Consider the following 16254-nt stretch of genomic DNA (forward strand, 5'->3'; position numbering starts at 1 on the left):
TTTATTGAATCGGATAGGATGATTTCCAGCCTTTCGGCTTTCATTATTATTTGTTATCGAGCGGGTTTTTCCCAATGTGTACCCCGTGCTTCTTCATTGGAGCTGCTTTGGGGTTTAATAGCATGCTGTTCAGGGCGGAATTCGTTATTGCGCATATTGGGCGAATAAGTGCCGCTTTCGTAATATACGCGGGTTCCCTGAGGATATTTTTGACGCAGCGAGGTGCGGCCGTCTTCCGTTTGATAAGTTTCCCAAGTGCACCCTGTCAGAGCGAAAGCTAAAAGCAGGCAATGAATGTAACGCATGATGGCTCCTTAATTTCCCGAAATCGATTCATTCAAAGAAGGAATTCTAACGGATTTGATAGTGTAGCAACAGCATAATTACGCAGCTTGGATACTTAAACCTTGGGTTGATGCCCACCTATTTAATGTAACCATATCGGATATGGCCGCATCAACAAACGGTAAATCATGGCTTTTGCTGCCGAACCATATGGTGGTCATGCCCAGCTTTTTAGCTGCCAGCAGGTTTTCTGCGCTGTCGTCAATCATAATACAGTCGGCGGGGCGGGCTTTCAGCAAACGACAAACGGTTAAATATGATTGGTCGGAGGGCTTGTAGAGCATGCCGAAATTATCGGTGCCGAACAGGGCTTCAAAATGGTTGGGCAGTTCCATTTTTTTAATGAGTGCGGCCACATAAAATGAGGGGCCGTTTGAAAAAACGGCTTTCCGTCCTTTAAGGTTTGCAAGCGTAGCAGCGGTATTTTCCATCGGCACCAAAGCTTCCAGCAGCTCCGGGAGCGGGTGGCTGCATTGGAGAAATTCGTATACGTCAATTTCAGGATGGTGTTTTTGCAAGCCTGCGAGCGTGGCGCCGTAGCGGTGCCAATAATCCTGCCGTACATGCGAGGCTTCTTCAGTGGAAAGCTTCAATTTCTGGGCTAGATAGTCGGTCATATAGCGGTTGATCAGCCCGAAGATGCCCGCATCGGCATGGTGCAAAGTGTTATCAAGGTCGAAAAGCCAAACAGGTTGTGATGGTACGATATTCATAATAAGGTTTCAGACAGGCATTCTTAAAAGTTATCGCCGGCTGTGTTGATAGCCGGCGGCACTATTTACTGTTTTAATGAAGTCTAATCAATAAGTAGCTTTTACTAATTATTTAGAACTATTTTCCTTGCTTTTAACTGGTAAATCAAATGGAAGATAAGGTATATTGCCAGCTAGGTCGGCAGCCGGTGTGGTTTATGAAAATTAAATAATTCTATGGCCTTGTGTTGTCGGCAATCATCAAAATTAATGTTCACAATAATCAAGAAAGGAATAGGAGATGCAGATCAGTGCACGTAATCAATTGTCAGGTATCGTAAAAAGCATCAGCAACGGGGTGGTAAACAGCGAGGTGGTGGTTGCATTGCCAAACGGCAGTGAAATCGTGGCTTCAATCACTTGCGAGAGCGTTAAGAATTTGGAGCTGGTTGAGGGCAAACCTGTGGTGGCTTTGGTAAAGGCCGGCACGGTGTTGATTGCCGCCGATTTGAACAATATCAAACTTTCCGCGCGTAACCAGCTTACCGGCACAATCAGCCATATTGAGCGTGGCGCGGTTCATTCTTTGGTTGAATTGGACTTGGGTAATGGTTTGGGTCTGAGCGCCAGCATTACTGTGAAAAGCGCTGAAGAACTCAACTTGTGTGCGGGCCAGAAAGCTACGGCCGTGTTCAAGGCCGGTGCGGTTATTTTGGGCGTGGCGGCTTAATGGTTGTCATGCAGCGACAGGTTTGGTGGCCGTTATTTTGAGTAACACGGTAAAAACTTGCACAAAAACATTAAATGCCTGTCTGAACATTTCAGACAGGCATTTTTATGGCGGTGTGGCTAATTCCTGTTAACCCACTTTATCCCCTGGCTGCGCACCTTCATGCACATCCAGCAGGCGCAGTTTGCCGTCAGCCGTGGCGGCAGAAAGGATCATGCCTTCGGATACGCCGAATTTGGCCATTTTGCGCGGGGCGAAGTTGGCGATGGCAATCACCATGCGGCCGTTGAGTTCGGCGGGGTTGGGGTAGCTGGCGGCGATGCCTGAGAAGATGATGCGTTTTTCAAAGCCGAAGTCGAGGTCGAATTTAAGCAGTTTGGTGCTGCCCTCCACCGCTTCGCAGTTGAGCACTTTGGCGACGCGCATGTCGATTTTCATAAAGTCGTCGAAGCTGGCTTGATCGGCGATGGGTGTGTATTTGCTTGCTTCGGCAGGTGTGGCGGCCTCTGCAGCTGCGGCAATGCTTTGTTTGTTGGCTTCGATTAAATCGTCCACTTGCTTTTGCTCCACTCGTTGCATTAAATGTTCGTATTTGTTGATGGCGTGGCCTTCGGGCAGCACGGTTGCGGCATCGGCCCAGCGCAGGCCGTCGAGATTCAGGAAGGCGGCGGCACGTTCGGCTACTTTCGGCAGCACGGGCGCGAGGTAGATGGTGAGGATTTTGAAGGCGTTGATCAGCTCGCTGCACACTTCGTGCAGGCGCGCGTCTTGGCCTTCTTGTTTAGCCAGCTCCCACGGTTTGTTGGCATCGACGTATTCGTTCACTGCGTCGGCCAGCGCCATGATTTCGCGCAGGGCTTTGGCGTATTCGCGGTTTTCAAAATCGGCGGCGATGTTGTCGCGCTCGACGGCGAGTTTTTGCAGCAGCGGGCTACCTGAAACGTCTTTCAGACGGCCTTCGAAACGTTTGGCGATAAAGCCGGAGGCGCGGGCGGCGATATTGACGTATTTGCCGACCAGATCGCTGTTGACGCGGGCGATGAAGTCGTTCAGGTTTAAGTCGATGTCTTCGATTTTGCTGTTGAGTTTGGCGGCGATGTAATAGCGCATCCATTCGGGGTTGAGGCCGCCGTCGAGGTAGGATTTGGCGGTGATAAAGGTGCCGCGCGATTTGGACATTTTTTGGCCGTCGACGGTTAAAAAGCCGTGGGCGAACACGCCGGTGGGGGTGCGGTAACCGCTGAATTTGAGCATGGCGGGCCAGAACAGGGCGTGGAAGTAGAGGATGTCTTTGCCGATGAAGTGATACATTTCGGCATCGCTGTCGGCACGGAAATAGTCTTCAAAACTCAAGCCGATGCGGTCGCACAGATTTTTAAACGAGGCCATATAGCCGACGGGCGCGTCGAGCCATACGTAGAAATATTTACCGGGCGCGCCGGGGATTTCGAAGCCGAAATAAGGTGCGTCGCGGCTGATGTCCCAATCGGAAAGGGTAGTTTCGCCTTCGCCCAGCCATTCCTTCATTTTGTTGAGGGCTTCGGCTTGCAGATGCGGCTGAATGCGGCCGTCTGAAAGTTCGGTACTGCCTGAAGTCCATTCTTTCAGGTAGTCGGCACACTCGCCCAGCTTGAAGAAGAAATGCTCGGATTCTTTCAGCACGGGCGTGGCGCCGGATACGGCGGAATAGGGGTTGATCAGCTCGGTGGGCGAGTAGGTGGTGCCGCAGGCTTCGCAGTTGTCGCCGTATTGGTCTTTGGCGTGGCATTTCGGGCATTCGCCTTTGACAAAGCGGTCGGGCAGGAACATGTTTTTTTCGGGGTCGAAAAGCTGCTCGATCACGCGGCTTTCGATTTTGCCGTTGGCTTTCAGTGCGAGGTAAATCTGCTCGGAAAATTCTTTGTTTTCAGGCGAGTGGGTGCTGTAATAGTTGTCGTAGCCGATGTGGAAGCCGGTGAAGTCGGCCAAATGCTCTTCGCGCACTTTGGCAATCATGTCTTCGGGCTTCATGCCTTGTTTTTGGGCGGCCAGCATCACGGGCGTGCCGTGGGTGTCGTCGGCGCAGCAGTAATAGCATTCGTGGCCGCGCATTTTTTGGAAGCGCACCCATATGTCGGTTTGGATGTGCTCGACCATATGGCCTAAGTGGATGCTGCCGTTGGCATACGGCAAGGCGGAGGTGACGAGGATTTTGCGTGTCATGGTTTGTCTTTAAGGGTTAATCTGTAATTATGGAATCGGCGGTTATTATAGCTGTGAAAACCAATCTTTCATACAAGGCGGCGGGTTGTTGGTAGTAATAAAGCAGCGTCGCAAGGTATGTGGCATGAAAGGTTAATCTTCATGGCGGTGAACAAAGGGATGCTCGGATTAAGCTTGAATATGACGGCAAAAGGCCGGAGTAATGGGGCATGCCTGTCTGAAAATAATGTTTCAATGAAACAAACCATTTTTCAGACAGGCATTCATGTGTATAAGCATCTAATATTTTGCCGTATCAGAAACCGGATGTTTGGCCTTTGCGCAGGCTTTCCAGCTCATCCAGCAATTCCAGAATCAGAGCAGTAGCGGGCGCGCTGGCTTCAAAATCCCGGCTGATGCGGTGGGCGCGGCGAATGCGGGCGAGCTGGAAGCCGCTGAAGCTGGCTTGCTGCGGATTGCCGCTTACAGAAATGATTTCTTCTTCAATAATGCGCACCACCCAGTCGGCATCATCGCCGCAGGCGTGAACGATTTCGTTGAATGTCAGTTGTACATCTTGCTCGTAATCCATGATTTATCCTTTCGCGCCGTAGTGTTCCGCCAGGTTTTGCCATGCGGCTTTATCGGCTGCGCTCTCGGCGCGCGGCAGAACGATGTTGATGGTCAGATACAGATCGCCTGCTGATTTGGCCGGAATGCCTTTGCCTTTGAGGCGCAGGTTTTGGCCGTTTCGGCTGTTGGCCGGCACGTTGATGTTGAGGCGGCCTGCGGGGGTAACGACTTCCGTTTGACCGCCGATTGCCGCGGTCCACGGCATCACGTCGATGCGCTGATAAACATCTTTACGGTCTTTCACATACAGGTTTTCCGATTCGCGGAAGCGGATTTTCAAGTATAAATCGCCATTGCCGCCGCCGTTAAACCCGGGTAAACCCTGCCCGCGCAGTCGGATTTGCTGGCCTTCGCTAATGCCTTTGGGGATTTTAACGTGCAGGGTTTTGCGTTCGTAAGCCATTTCGCCTTCCGGCGTGAGCGTGGGCATGTCGATGCTCAGGCTGCGTTCGCTGCCTTCATAAGCGGCGGCGATGTCGATGCTCAGCTCGGCATGTTGGTCTTCGCCTTGAATCGGGCCGGTGGGGCGTGATGCACGGTGCCGGCGGGCTTGGCCGAAGGCGGAGAATATGTCGTCGAAGCGGAAATCGCCGCTGCCGAAAGGCTGACCGTCGCCAAAATGGCTGCTGTCGAAGTTGTAATATTGATAGCCGCCTTGGCCGGGGTTGAAGCCTTCAAACCCTTCAAAGCCGCCGTAGCCTTGCCTGCCGCCTGCCTGCTGGTACTGCTTGAACGGGTTGGCAAGCATTTCGTCATATTCGGCGCGCTTTTCAGGGTCTTTCAAGGTGTTGTAGGCCAGATTGATTTCGCTGGTTTTTTGGTCGGCATCCGGGTCTTTGCTGACGTCGGGATGGTATTGGCGCACCAGTTTGCGGTAGGCTTTTTTGATGTCGTCGGCGCTGGCATCTTTGGTGAGGCCGAGCACCTCGTAATGGTTTTTTTCAGTTGCCATAGTTATCTCGCATGCTTGTATAAAATTTTATTCTTTCCAACATGATGACAATATACTAAAAAGCAAGCCCTTATTCTGATAAAAAACAATGCCTGTCTGAAAGCTTTTTTCAGACAGGCATTGCTTATTGTCACATTGTTACGGTCGGTATTGCGGCTGCACGCCGTTGGGCAGCAGCTGCCACACATAGCCGGTGTGTTTCATCTTGCCTGCCACTTGGCCGGCTTTATCGCCGTAACCCCAGAAATAATCCACACGAACGGCGCCGCGGATGGCCGAGCCGGTGTCTTGTGCCATCATCAGGCGGTTAAGGCCGTGATTGGTTTCGGGGTGGGTGGTGGCAACGAAAATAGGTGCGCCTAAAGTAATGTAACGACGGTCAACCGCTCCGGCAAATTCGCCGTGCAGCGGTGTGCCGAGTGCGCCTACGGGACCTTCGTCTTCCTTGCCGTCAAGCTTGCGGAAAAACACATAGCTGGGGTTTTGCCCGAGCACTTCGGCCAGATGCGAGGGATTTTGCTGCATCCAGGCTTTGATTCCCTGCATGGTGGTTTTGCCTAAAGGTAGATAGCCTTTGTCGGCCATGTAGCGGCCGATCGATACATAAGGATACTCGTTTTTATCGGCATAACCGAGGCGGATATAGTCGCCTTTCGGAGTTTTCAGGCGGCCGGAGCCTTGGATTTGCAAGAAGAAAAGTTCTACCGGATCGTCGGCATAGCCGAGAATCGGGGCTTTTCCGTCGAGTGCGCCGCCGTTAATCTGGGCGCGGGTGTAATAAGGAATAAAGCGGTTGCCGCTTACAAAGCGGCCTTTGATGCTTTTGCTGCGCTCATTGATGGGGAAATCGTTGAGGTTGGCGGTATATTGCCCGTCGGCAGTGATGGTGCCGGTGTTGTTGCCGGTGGGTTTCACGCGGACGGTGCCTTTGGATGCGCGCAGATTGGCGGGCAGTTCAACCGATACGAAATCGCTGGGGATGCCGTAAATCGGGAAACGTGTTTTGCGGGTGGGTTTGCTGTCGCCATGTAGCACGGGTTCGTAATAGCCGGTTATCGTGCCTGCCAGTTTGCCGTTTTCGCTCACTTCCCACACGGTAAAATAGCGCTCGAAAAAATGTTTGGCAGAGAAGTAGTTGCGCGAAGTGCGCTCGGCTTGGGCGCACACGTTTTGCCATTCAGGGCGCGCTTTGAGTTTGGTGCAGCCGCTTTTGAAAGATTCTAAGCTGCGCACAAAATGCTGCGTGTTCCAATGCGGCAGCGCATGATAAGACACGGCACGGTAGCTGGCCGGGCTGCCGGCCGGGTTAACGATGGTGCCGGGAGCGGCCGGCGTGCCGGTGGGCAGCGCTTCGCCTTTGGTGATGATAGGCGTATAATCGCCGCCGGTTTTTTTGCTGGTGGAACACGCTGCCAAAAAGGCGGTGAGGCCGATAAGGGAATAGCTTAAGAGGGTTTTACTGTTCATATAGGTTGATGGCTGCTGAATCATGTTTTCAGACAGGCATTGAAATGGATGGACAAAGGGCAGACTATATCAGCTTATCGCCAACTCACCAAATCGCCTGCCTCACTCCGCGCACGAAGCGTTCTGGCTGCCTTTGTGGCGCATGGTGCCTGCAGCGGTATAGCTTTTGCCTTTGCGGCTGTAAATGGTTTGGGTGAACTTGATTTCGTTCTCGCTCAGCTTTTCATATTCGGCATCGAAACTCATGGTTTCGCAGGCGGCTTTAAACGAAGCTTTGTTGCCTTTGCTTTGGAAATTGCTCACTTTGCAGTTTTCGGCAGTAAGATTATCCGCTTGCGCTTTAGGGTAATCGGCACTGCTTTTTTGGCTGATACAGATATTTTCGCTGCCTTTCACACTGTCGGTGCTGTTGCTTTTTTTATCGTGCCAGGAAATAGTGTGCGGCCATTGCCATTCGCCGGATTGAACGGAAAATGCATGCGCGCTTGCGGCGGTTGCGCTTAGGGCAAGGAGCAGGAGGGTTTTATACATATATATTGCTTTCGGCTGGTGTGGTTGAATTGAATCAGGGTAGTAAGATAATGCCTGTCTGAAAAAGTTTCATGTGTTATGGGATGCGTGTGTCTGCTGTTTCTGCTCAGTTTATGGCTGTGAAGACCAATCATTAATGTATAGATACAGAGCCATGAATAGTACGGCGAATACAGAACTATATAATGATTGGATTTTACAAGACTTTTCGGCTATTTTATGATTTATAAATATTTTTCAGACAGGCAGATAGTAAAATTTTTAACACAGCCATAACAAGCGTCAAAAACAAAGCAATCAAGCTTTCGCAACAATCACGTCTTAATTTCTCGTTGAAGTTCTTAATTCAAGACCATAATTTTTATAAGGAGTATATATGAAGCACAGAGTATCGGCCTTTTTAGGCATGGTGTTTTCCGTATTGCCTGCATATTCAGCCGACTTGCCTCCTTTGCAAACCGTGCCCCAATTAGACCTTGAACGCTACGCCGGCCAATGGTATGAAATCGCACGGCTGCCGATGCCTTATCAAAATCAATGCGCTTCCGACGTGACTGCAACCTACCGGCCCAACAGCAACAAAACCATTTCGGTAACCAATCGCTGCAAACAAGCCGACGGCAGCTGGTCGATAGCTGAAGGGCTGGCGAAACCGAAGAATGCCGAAAATACCAAATTGAGCGTCACCTTTCTCCCGAAAACTGTACGTTGGCTGCCTATCGGTAAAGCACCTTATTGGGTGATGGCCTTAGACGAACATTATCAAACCGCTATGATAGGGCAGCCGGACCGCAAATATTTGTGGCTGCTGTCGCGCAAGCCGACAATGGAAGAAGCAGTGTACCAAGCTTATTTACAGCAAGCACAACAGCAAGGGTATGATTTATCGAATTTAATCCGAACAAAGCACCACCAATAAAATTGGGGCTGAATATCGATGAACCTTGTTTATCCGTGATTGTTTAAAAAGCTTCACTCAACTATATATGCCTGTCTGAATAAGAGTAAACGCTTAGTCTTTTCAGACAGGCATATTTGCCCAAAAACCATTCAAACAATAGCAACATTTTAAACAAACACAAGGAAAACTCATGTCGATGAACCCCGTTTACCTGTGGAAGCCCGAAAACTTCCCCAACCCGCAAGCCATGCTGCCGGAAAGCCTAAAAGCTGCTTGGTAGGTAGTCAAGCAAGGGTTGGAAAAAGTGCTGCCGGAGGGGTTGGGTTTAAGCCCGTTCACCCTGCTGGCAGGCTATATTGCCGAAAATTAAGATTTGTAGAAGTAGAATGGTTTAACAAACCTTTAAAAACAAGATAGGCCGCAAGCAATTGCGGCCTATCTTATTGATTTATCTGGTGGGTCGTGAAGGATTCGAACCTTCGACCAACGGATTAAAAGTCCGCTGCTCTACCAGCTGAGCTAACGACCCGAAAGAGTTGCGAAGTATATAAGCTATGCTTTTTCGCGTCAACATTTTTTTGAAGGCATCAGCGCTTAGGGGTTTTGTTATACAATTCGTTTTGTTAATTGATAAATGCCTGTCTGAAAGAACTGCATGCAAAACGAAAATAATTTATGTTGGCTGGATATGGAGATGACCGGCCTGGATCCTGAAAAAGAGCGGATTATCGAAGTGGCGATGATTATTACCGATGCGAATTTAAATGTATTGGCGCAATCTGAAGTGTATGTTGTTCATCAAAGCGATGAGATTTTGAACGCGATGGATGAGTGGAACACGGCAACGCATACGCGAACGGGTTTGGTGCAGCGGGTGAAAGAATCCAAGCTGACCGAAGCTGAGGTGGAACAGAAGCTTTTGGACTTTATGGCGCAGTGGGTTCCCGAGAAAACCGCGCCGATGTGCGGCAACACCATTCATCAAGACCGCCGTTTTATGGTGCGCTATATGCCCAAGCTTGAGGCGTATTTCCATTACCGTAATGTGGATGTGTCCACGCTTAAAGAATTGGCCCGCCGTTGGAGCCCCGAGGTGGTAAAAGGCGTGGTGAAGCGCGGTTCGCATCAGGCTTTGGACGATATTTTGGAGAGCATTGAAGAAATGCGCCATTACCGCGAACACTTTATTAGGTTGCCTGAATAAGCCCATGCCTGTCTGTAAAGGTTTCAGACAGGCATGATGCTGTAAAATGATTCAAGTTTCATATTATTATGCCGATGAAGCCCTGCTTATCGGCAAATCCTATCCGCTTAAATGTCTTTTGCAACGGAAACGGCAAAATTTCCTACAATTCCTTTTTTATAAAAATCTCAACAAGAAGCCCGCAATGAATATCAACACAACGCCCATCTGGCAAGCTTTAAACGAACATTACACACACACCCGCAGCGTTGAAATGCGCCATCAGTTTTCGGCTGACCCCGACCGCTTTAGCCGCATGCACGAAAAGCTGCACGGTATGCTGGTGGATTTCAGCAAAAACCGTGTCAATGAAGAAACCCTTTCTCTGCTTTGCCGGCTTGCCGAAACGGCAGGCCTGCCTGAAAAAGCCGAAGCCATGCGCCGCGGAGGCATCATCAATACCAGCGAAAAGCGTGCCGTGCTGCACACGGCGTTACGCCTGCCTGCGGATGCCGAACCGGTTTATGTAAACGGCGAAAACGTGGTGCCCAAGCTGCATCGTGAATTGGAGCGCGCGTTGGATTTTGCCGAAAAGCTGATTAACGGCGAATACACCGGCAGCACCGGCGAGCGCATCACTGATTTGGTGCATATCGGTATCGGTGGCTCCGATTTGGGGCCGCAAATGGTGGCGTTGGCCTTGAAGCCTTACCACAAAAACGTGCGTGTGCATTTTGTGTCGAACGCGGATGATGCCGACATCGCACAAGTGCTGCCTGAATTGGATGCGCGCCGCACTGTGTTCAGCATCGCCAGCAAATCTTTCGGTACGCCCGAAACCCTGCTCAATGCGCATACTGCGCGGGATTGGTTCTTGGCGCAAGGTATGAGTGAAGCGGATATTAAGCGTCATTTCGTTGCGATTTCCTCCAACCTGCCCGCGGTGGCGCAGTTCGGTATTGCGCCGGAAAATATTTTTGCCATGTTTGATTGGGTGGGCGGCCGTTATTCCGTGTGGTCGGCGATCGGGCTGCCTGTGATGGTGGCGGTGGGCGCCGAGCATTTCCGCGCTTTCCTGGCCGGCGCTCATGCGATGGACGAGCATTTCTTCAGCGCGCCGTACCGCCACAATATTCCCGTGCTGCTCGGCCTTTTAGGCGTTTGGTACAGCAATTTTTACGGCGCCGAAAGTCATGCCGTGATTCCCTATAGCCACGCATTGCGTCGCCTGCCTGCGCATTTGCAACAGCTTGATATGGAAAGCAACGGCAAACACACCACGCTGGACGGCAAAGAGGTTGATTACCAAACCGGCCCGATTATCTGGGGCGAAGAGGGTGTGAACTGCCAACATGCGTTTTTCCAGCTGATTCATCAGGGCACGCGCCTGATTCCGGTGGATTTTGTCGTGCCCGTTACCACGCCGTATCAAATCGGCACGCATCATCAATTTGTGGTGGCAAACGCGTTTGCACAATCCGAAGCTTTGATGCGCGGCAAAACCGTGAAAGAAGCCCGCGAAGCGCTGGCGCATCTGCCTGAAGACGAGCGCAACGAGTTGGCCGTTCACAACGAATTCAGCGGCAACCGCCCGAGCAACACCATTTTGCTCGACGCGCTTGATCCGTTTACGTTAGGCATGCTGATTGCGATGTATGAGCACAAAGTGTTTGTGCAAGGTGCGGTTTGGCAGATTAATTCGTTCGACCAGTGGGGCGTGGAATACGGCAAAGTGCTGGCCAAAACCATCCAGCGTGAGCTGGCAGGGGAGGGCAAGCCGCAGCATGACAATTCCACCGATGGTTTGATTGCTTATTACCTCAGCAAACATCAAGGCTGATGCTGAAACAAAACAATGCCTGTCTGAAAAGCGGTTTTCAGACAGGCATTGTTTATGATTTGGCCTTATGGTTAAACCACTTGCATAGTAACAGCGCCGTCATACTCGGGCTTGATCCGGATATCTTGAGCTTCAGTCATGTTGGGAGATGCTCGGGTCAAGCCCGAGTATGACGGGTGTTTTTTTATTAGGATATACCCATGCCTGTCTGAAACCCCACTATGAATGGCTTTTCAGACAGGCATTCAAACAATTCATGCCATCAATCTCCCGTTTTCCGTTACTATTACAACAAATCAAGAATAAGGAAAAACAATGGATAACAAGCAACAACTGCAAGCCGGCCTGCAAGAGATGGGGCTTTCGCTGACTACCGCTCAGCAATTATTGCTGCTCGAATATGTGGCGCTGCTGAAAAAATGGAACAGCACTTATAATCTCACCGCCCTGCGTGATGAAAACACCATGATCAGCCACCATGTGCTCGACAGCCTCACGCTGCTGCCCTATGTGAAAGACGCCAAAACCCTGATGGATGTTGGTTCGGGCGGCGGTATGCCCGGCATTCCCACGGCCATTTGCCGCCCTGATTTGCAGATTACGCTGCTGGATTCCAACACCAAAAAAACCACATTCCTCCAGCAGGCCGTTATCGAGCTGGGGTTGAACAACGTTACCGTGGCCAGCGGCCGCGTGGAAGCAATGTACGATAAAAAAGTGGATGTGGTAACCAGCCGCGCATTTGCCGAGCTGGCCGACTTTATCGCACTAACCAAACACCTGCTGAATGAAAACGGTTATTGGGCGGCGATGAAAGGTGTGTATCCTTACGAAGAGCTGGAGCATGTGCCTGAAGATGTGGTTGTCGAATGTGTCGATAAGCTTCATGTGCCGATGCTTAATGCCGAGCGGCATATGGTGGTGATGCGGCCGAAAAAATAAACTGTCCGCAAGCCGCCTTTGAGGCGGCTTTTTGCCGCATACGCAAGCCGCCGATACCTTTTTCAAACGAATAAAGGTACAATTCCACCCAGTTTTCACATTTACCGGCCAACATCATGAGCATAAACATTATCGCGATTGCCAATCAAAAAGGCGGGGTGGGCAAAACCACCACCGCCGTAAACCTTGCCGCTTCACTTGCCGCAGCCGGGCAGCGTGTTTTAGTGGTGGATTTAGATCCGCAAGGCAATGCCACCACCGGCAGCGGTATCGAAAAGAACGCCATAACCAACGGGATTTATCAGGTTTTATTGGGTGAATCCGAATTAAAAGATGCTGTATTGCGGAGCGAGAGCGGCGGTTATGATGTGTTGGCGGCCAACCGTGCGCTGGCCGGGGCGGAAGTGGAATTGGTGCAGGAAATCGCCCGTGAAATGCGCCTGAAAAATGCGCTGGTGGCTGTGGCCGATGATTACGACTATGTGTTAATTGATTGCCCGCCTACGCTTACACTGTTAACGCTCAACGGTTTGGTAGCCGCCAATGGTGTGATTGTGCCGATGGTGTGCGAATATTATGCGCTGGAAGGCATTTCCGATTTGGTGGCAACCGTGCGCAAAATCCGCCAGGCCATCAATCCGCATTTGGATATTCTGGGTATCGTACGTACGCTTTACGACAGCCGCAGCCGCCTCTCGCAAGATGTGTCGGAGCAGTTGCAAACCCATTTCGGCAAGCAATTGTTTGCCACCACGATTCCGAGAAACGTGCGTTTGGCCGAAGCGCCCAGCCACGGGATGCCGATTTTGGCTTACGATGCCAAAGCCAAAGGCGCGGTGGCTTATGAGGAGTTGGCCAAAGAAGTGTTGGCGAGAACGAAATAAGCGGATGTTAAACATAATGCCTGCCTGAAAAATTTCAGGCAGGCATTATTTGTTTGGGTTGATAGTTGGGCAGGATGATTAATCTGCTTCTATCTTTCAAGTTTTAGCGTACCGGACGGCAGCTTTTGAAAATGATTTCTTGGCCGGGTGAAGTAACCATCACGGCATTTTTGCGGTGATTTTTGCGATCCATATAGCTGGTGCTCAGTTTGAAGTTGTTTTCATCACCGAATACGGTGTCAACGTTGTCTGAAACGTTTAAGTTGATCGGCATATAGCGTGTTTTGCCGTTCATGTAGGCAGAGGCGTACACAGGCAGTTTTTGTTTGTTGAAGCCGTAAGTCACTTTCAACTTTTTACCTTGCTGGCAAGAATAGTGTACAACTGATTTGCTTACAGCTGCGTTCTCGGCATGAGCAAGACCGGAGGCCAACAGAGAACAAGCCAATAATGCAGCAGATAATTTTTTCATATCATTGTTTCCTTAGAAATTAAATAATTTTATGTTGCTTAAGTACGCACCAGTATTGATTCACGGGTATGCTGGACGCTTATTATACATTGGTGTATGTTGGGAAGAAGTGGTGTGGTGTAATGTTGGGTTAAAACGCATAAAGGAATGTGCGGCTTTAATCGCCTAAAATAATACAATGCCTGTCTGAAAATTTCAGACAGGCATGGTTGGTTAAAGCGGAGCAGTTAAGCGTTGCCTTGCTCTTGTTGCTGTTGGTACAAAGCTTCGAAGTTAATCGGAGCCAGCAGAACAGGCGGGAAGCCGGCGCGGGTGATGGTGGAAGACACGGTTTCGCGCGCGTAAGGGAAGAGGATGTTGGGGCAGGCTACGGCCAGCAGTAATTGCAAATCTTCTTCGGGAATATTGGCCAAGCGGAAGATGCCGCTTTGGGTGACTTCGTTGAGGAACATTACGCGTTCTTCAGCCAGTTTGGCGGTAACGGTTACGGTAACGCTTACTTCGTAAAACTCGTCTTCCAGCTTTTGGCTTTCGGTGGCTACGCGCATGTCGACATTCGGTTCGCCTTGCTCCAGAAATACTTTAGGCGCGTGCGGCACTTCCAGCGACATATCTTTTACATACAGCTTTTCAATGCTGAATACGGGCTGGTTTTCTTGTTGCGCTTGGTCTTGAACTTGATCTTGTTCGCTCATTATTTGTCTCGCTTTTGAGTTTAGGGTTGAAAATATAGACGGCGTGGTTTTATTCGCCGTTGAGTAAGCCGCTAAGGCCGCCTTTTTCGTGAAGCGCCTTTAAATCGCTAAGGCCGCCCACATGGGTATCGCCGATAAAAATTTGCGGTACGGTGCGCTGGCCGGTTATTTGTTGCATTTCTGCAAAAGCTGCCGGATCGCGGCTGACATCGATTTCTTTGATTTCGCTTACGCCGAGCTGGCCCAACAATCTTTTGGCCACGCTGCAATAGAAGCAGTAGGGGCCGGTATACATGGTAACGGGTTGCATGATGTGTTGTGTGTTTGGATTGATATCGTTGCAGTATGGAGCCGCCGGCTTACTTTTACAAGATGCCTGTCTGAAAATTATTGCGGCGGGGGCAGCAGGCACTCTACCAGCTTGTCGATTTCGTTCACATAATAGTCGGATTTGGGGCTGTTTACCAACACGACGATCACCAGCGGATGCTTCGTTGAATGGTTGCGCGGCAGGTAATAGCCTGCGAGCGCGCGCACGTTTTTCAGGGTGCCGGTTTTGAGGTAAAGCTCGCCCTTGCGGCTTTTGAAGCGTTGCTCCAGTGTGCCGTCGGTGCCGGAAATGGGCAGGGTGTCGATAAATGCCTGTCTGAAACGGCTTTCATAGGCTTTGGCCAGCAACTCGCCGAGAAAGCGGGCGGTCAGCCGTTCGCTGCGGGAGAGGCCTGAACCGTTTTCAAGAACCAGAGCTTCATCGTCGAGGCCGGCTTTAACCAGCTCTTGGCGTACGGCGGCTTTGGCATTTTGACCTGTCTGATTGTCAGCGGCGCGTTGACCAATGGTAAGGAATACGGTGCGGGCGATGACGTTGTTGGACAGTTTGTTCATGCTGGTTAATGCTTCGCGCAAGGGTGGCGAGTGGTGCACGGCAAGCGTGTCGGCATCGGCCGGAACGGTGCCGACGCGGTAGCCGGAAGCCATCCGGCCGCCTGCGGCATTCCATTGGTTGACAAAGCTTTTGGCGGCGAAGTCTTGCGTGTCGAGCATGTTGATAAAGGTTTCCTGGCCGATGCAGGCTTCGGGCAGCGTACCGCTCATGTGCAGCACTCCTTTTTCATATTTGGCGGAAAGGTAGCGTTTGAGCGAGCGGCAGGTGCCGGAGGCGGTGAAGCGTACTTGATTATTTTGCGCCACATCCGGTAGCGGCGGATTGGTGGTCATCACAGGCTGCCCGGCTTCATTGAACGCGGGCTTCAGCCATACGACTTTATAAGCCAGCATGTGCGGGTCGGGATTGGTGGTAAAGGCTTCGTTGGCGTCATCGTCGAAACCTTGTGCGGAGCCGGCATTGCCCCAGATGTTGCGGTCGAACACCAGTGAGCCGGTAATGTGTTTGATGCCTTTGTCGCGCAACTGTTGCTGAACGGCGATTAAATCATCTTGATCCATAATCGGATCGCCGCTGCCGATCCAGTAAATATCGCCATTCAGGCTGCCGTTGGCAATGGGTGCGGCCGATTTGAATTCAGTCTGCCAGCGGAAATCAGGCCCCAACGCGCGGAGCGAAGCAAATGCCGTAACCAGCTTCATGGTGGACGCGGGGTTAAACGAAGCATCGGCCTGATGCGCGACCAGCACGGTTTTGGTATTCAAATCTTGTACATAAACCGCCACTTCTTTCGCGGGAATCGTGCCGGTGTCGAGTGCGGATGCGGCAGCGGGCAGCAGGAGTAGGGCGGAAAGCAACAAGCGGCGCATCCGCTTTTCAGACAGGCATTGTATGTTCATTTTTCCGTATCGTTGTCGGGT

General features: G+C 50.9%; 17 protein-coding genes and 1 tRNA gene. 6 read left to right on the forward strand and 12 right to left on the reverse strand.

Annotation, left to right across the window (positions count from 1 at the left end):
* Positions 1–53: 53 nt before the first annotated feature.
* A complete protein-coding gene (locus AKG09_RS03095) occupies positions 54–305 on the reverse strand; it encodes a hypothetical protein (RefSeq protein WP_054618027.1) in 252 nt (83 codons plus the stop codon).
* A gap of 78 nt (positions 306–383) precedes the next feature.
* Entirely contained in the window at positions 384–1052 is a 669-nt protein-coding gene (locus AKG09_RS03100; protein WP_369814078.1) for a pyrimidine 5'-nucleotidase, read from the reverse strand.
* A gap of 286 nt (positions 1053–1338) precedes the next feature.
* Here AKG09_RS03100 and AKG09_RS03105 point away from each other — a divergent pair, with 286 nt between their 5' ends.
* Positions 1339–1767: a molybdopterin-binding protein gene (locus AKG09_RS03105; protein ID WP_054618029.1), complete on the forward strand. Its 429-nt coding sequence runs from the start codon at positions 1339–1341 to the stop codon at positions 1765–1767.
* Between the two features lie 129 nt (positions 1768–1896).
* On the opposite strand, the gene metG is transcribed toward AKG09_RS03105, so the two are convergent.
* From metG to AKG09_RS03130, 5 genes are all read right to left on the reverse strand, one after another.
* Positions 1897–3969, reverse strand: coding sequence for a methionine--tRNA ligase (metG, locus tag AKG09_RS03110; protein WP_054618030.1), 2073 nt, complete (start codon positions 3967–3969; stop codon positions 1897–1899).
* A gap of 295 nt (positions 3970–4264) precedes the next feature.
* On the reverse strand, positions 4265–4540 hold the full coding sequence (locus AKG09_RS03115) for a chaperone modulator CbpM (RefSeq protein ID WP_054618031.1): 276 nt from the start codon (positions 4538–4540) through the stop codon (positions 4265–4267).
* Between the two features lie 3 nt (positions 4541–4543).
* The gene (locus AKG09_RS03120) at positions 4544–5533 is read right to left on the reverse strand and encodes a DnaJ C-terminal domain-containing protein (RefSeq protein ID WP_054618032.1); all 990 of its coding nucleotides are present in this window, start codon (positions 5531–5533) and stop codon (positions 4544–4546) included.
* 138 nt (positions 5534–5671) lie between these two features.
* The gene (locus AKG09_RS03125) at positions 5672–7000 is read right to left on the reverse strand and encodes a murein transglycosylase A (RefSeq protein ID WP_054618033.1); all 1329 of its coding nucleotides are present in this window, start codon (positions 6998–7000) and stop codon (positions 5672–5674) included.
* 102 nt (positions 7001–7102) lie between these two features.
* Complete coding sequence (locus AKG09_RS03130) at positions 7103–7531, reverse strand: DUF3617 family protein (RefSeq protein ID WP_054618034.1); 429 nt, start codon at positions 7529–7531, stop codon at positions 7103–7105.
* A 376-nt stretch (positions 7532–7907) separates the two neighbouring features.
* Between AKG09_RS03130 and AKG09_RS03135 the strand changes: the two genes are divergently transcribed.
* Positions 7908–8450, forward strand: coding sequence for a lipocalin family protein (locus tag AKG09_RS03135; RefSeq protein ID WP_054618035.1), 543 nt, complete (start codon positions 7908–7910; stop codon positions 8448–8450).
* A 435-nt stretch (positions 8451–8885) separates the two neighbouring features.
* Here the strand turns inward: AKG09_RS03135 and AKG09_RS03140 are convergent.
* Positions 8886–8961 (reverse strand) — tRNA-Lys (locus AKG09_RS03140).
* 126 nt (positions 8962–9087) lie between these two features.
* On the opposite strand from AKG09_RS03140, the gene orn reads away from it, so the two are divergent.
* The 4 genes from orn to AKG09_RS03160 all read left to right on the forward strand — a co-directional run bounded on the left by orn (position 9088) and on the right by AKG09_RS03160 (position 13281).
* Positions 9088–9636, forward strand: coding sequence for an oligoribonuclease (gene orn, locus AKG09_RS03145; RefSeq protein WP_054618036.1), 549 nt, complete (start codon positions 9088–9090; stop codon positions 9634–9636).
* Positions 9637–9820: 184 nt separating this feature from the next.
* Positions 9821–11455 (forward strand): glucose-6-phosphate isomerase, encoded by a 1635-nt coding sequence (gene pgi, locus AKG09_RS03150; RefSeq protein ID WP_054618135.1) that lies wholly within the window; start codon positions 9821–9823, stop codon positions 11453–11455.
* 315 nt (positions 11456–11770) lie between these two features.
* The gene (gene rsmG / locus AKG09_RS03155) at positions 11771–12397 is read left to right on the forward strand and encodes a 16S rRNA (guanine(527)-N(7))-methyltransferase RsmG (RefSeq protein ID WP_054618037.1); all 627 of its coding nucleotides are present in this window, start codon (positions 11771–11773) and stop codon (positions 12395–12397) included.
* Between the two features lie 116 nt (positions 12398–12513).
* Positions 12514–13281 (forward strand): ParA family protein, encoded by a 768-nt coding sequence (locus AKG09_RS03160; protein ID WP_054618038.1) that lies wholly within the window; start codon positions 12514–12516, stop codon positions 13279–13281.
* A gap of 103 nt (positions 13282–13384) precedes the next feature.
* Here AKG09_RS03160 and AKG09_RS03165 read toward each other — a convergent pair whose 3' ends face one another.
* The 4 genes from AKG09_RS03165 to dacB all read right to left on the reverse strand — a co-directional run bounded on the left by AKG09_RS03165 (position 13385) and on the right by dacB (position 16233).
* Positions 13385–13753: a hypothetical protein gene (locus AKG09_RS03165; protein WP_009115667.1), complete on the reverse strand. Its 369-nt coding sequence runs from the start codon at positions 13751–13753 to the stop codon at positions 13385–13387.
* Positions 13754–13980: 227 nt separating this feature from the next.
* Entirely contained in the window at positions 13981–14448 is a 468-nt protein-coding gene (gene secB / locus AKG09_RS03170) for a protein-export chaperone SecB (RefSeq protein WP_054618039.1), read from the reverse strand.
* Positions 14449–14497: 49 nt separating this feature from the next.
* Complete coding sequence (gene grxC / locus AKG09_RS03175) at positions 14498–14758, reverse strand: glutaredoxin 3 (protein WP_054618040.1); 261 nt, start codon at positions 14756–14758, stop codon at positions 14498–14500.
* Between the two features lie 77 nt (positions 14759–14835).
* Positions 14836–16233 (reverse strand): D-alanyl-D-alanine carboxypeptidase/D-alanyl-D-alanine-endopeptidase, encoded by a 1398-nt coding sequence (dacB, locus tag AKG09_RS03180; RefSeq protein WP_054618041.1) that lies wholly within the window; start codon positions 16231–16233, stop codon positions 14836–14838.
* Between the last annotated feature and the right edge of the window lie 21 nt (positions 16234–16254).

This window comes from Neisseria sp. 83E34 (genome assembly GCF_001308015.1).
Taxonomy (GTDB): domain Bacteria; phylum Pseudomonadota; class Gammaproteobacteria; order Burkholderiales; family Neisseriaceae; genus Neisseria.

Bases quoted from the DNA above. Each gene is read 5' to 3' on its own strand.
- rsmG (WP_054618037.1), top strand. From the start codon at position 11,771: ATGGATAACAAGCAACAACTGCAAGCCGGCCTGCAAGAGATGGGGCTT.
- AKG09_RS03115 (WP_054618031.1), bottom strand. From the start codon at position 4,540: ATGGATTACGAGCAAGATGTACAACTGACATTCAACGAAATCGTTCAC.
- AKG09_RS03095 (WP_054618027.1), bottom strand. From the start codon at position 305: ATGCGTTACATTCATTGCCTGCTTTTAGCTTTCGCTCTGACAGGGTGC.
- secB (WP_054618039.1), bottom strand. From the start codon at position 14,448: ATGAGCGAACAAGATCAAGTTCAAGACCAAGCGCAACAAGAAAACCAG.
- dacB (WP_054618041.1), bottom strand. From the start codon at position 16,233: ATGAACATACAATGCCTGTCTGAAAAGCGGATGCGCCGCTTGTTGCTT.
- AKG09_RS03135 (WP_054618035.1), top strand. From the start codon at position 7,908: ATGAAGCACAGAGTATCGGCCTTTTTAGGCATGGTGTTTTCCGTATTG.
- AKG09_RS03165 (WP_009115667.1), bottom strand. From the start codon at position 13,753: ATGAAAAAATTATCTGCTGCATTATTGGCTTGTTCTCTGTTGGCCTCC.
- orn (WP_054618036.1), top strand. From the start codon at position 9,088: ATGCAAAACGAAAATAATTTATGTTGGCTGGATATGGAGATGACCGGC.
- AKG09_RS03125 (WP_054618033.1), bottom strand. From the start codon at position 7,000: ATGAACAGTAAAACCCTCTTAAGCTATTCCCTTATCGGCCTCACCGCC.
- AKG09_RS03130 (WP_054618034.1), bottom strand. From the start codon at position 7,531: ATGTATAAAACCCTCCTGCTCCTTGCCCTAAGCGCAACCGCCGCAAGC.
- AKG09_RS03105 (WP_054618029.1), top strand. From the start codon at position 1,339: ATGCAGATCAGTGCACGTAATCAATTGTCAGGTATCGTAAAAAGCATC.
- metG (WP_054618030.1), bottom strand. From the start codon at position 3,969: ATGACACGCAAAATCCTCGTCACCTCCGCCTTGCCGTATGCCAACGGC.
- grxC (WP_054618040.1), bottom strand. From the start codon at position 14,758: ATGCAACCCGTTACCATGTATACCGGCCCCTACTGCTTCTATTGCAGC.
- pgi (WP_054618135.1), top strand. From the start codon at position 9,821: ATGAATATCAACACAACGCCCATCTGGCAAGCTTTAAACGAACATTAC.
- AKG09_RS03120 (WP_054618032.1), bottom strand. From the start codon at position 5,533: ATGGCAACTGAAAAAAACCATTACGAGGTGCTCGGCCTCACCAAAGAT.
- AKG09_RS03160 (WP_054618038.1), top strand. From the start codon at position 12,514: ATGAGCATAAACATTATCGCGATTGCCAATCAAAAAGGCGGGGTGGGC.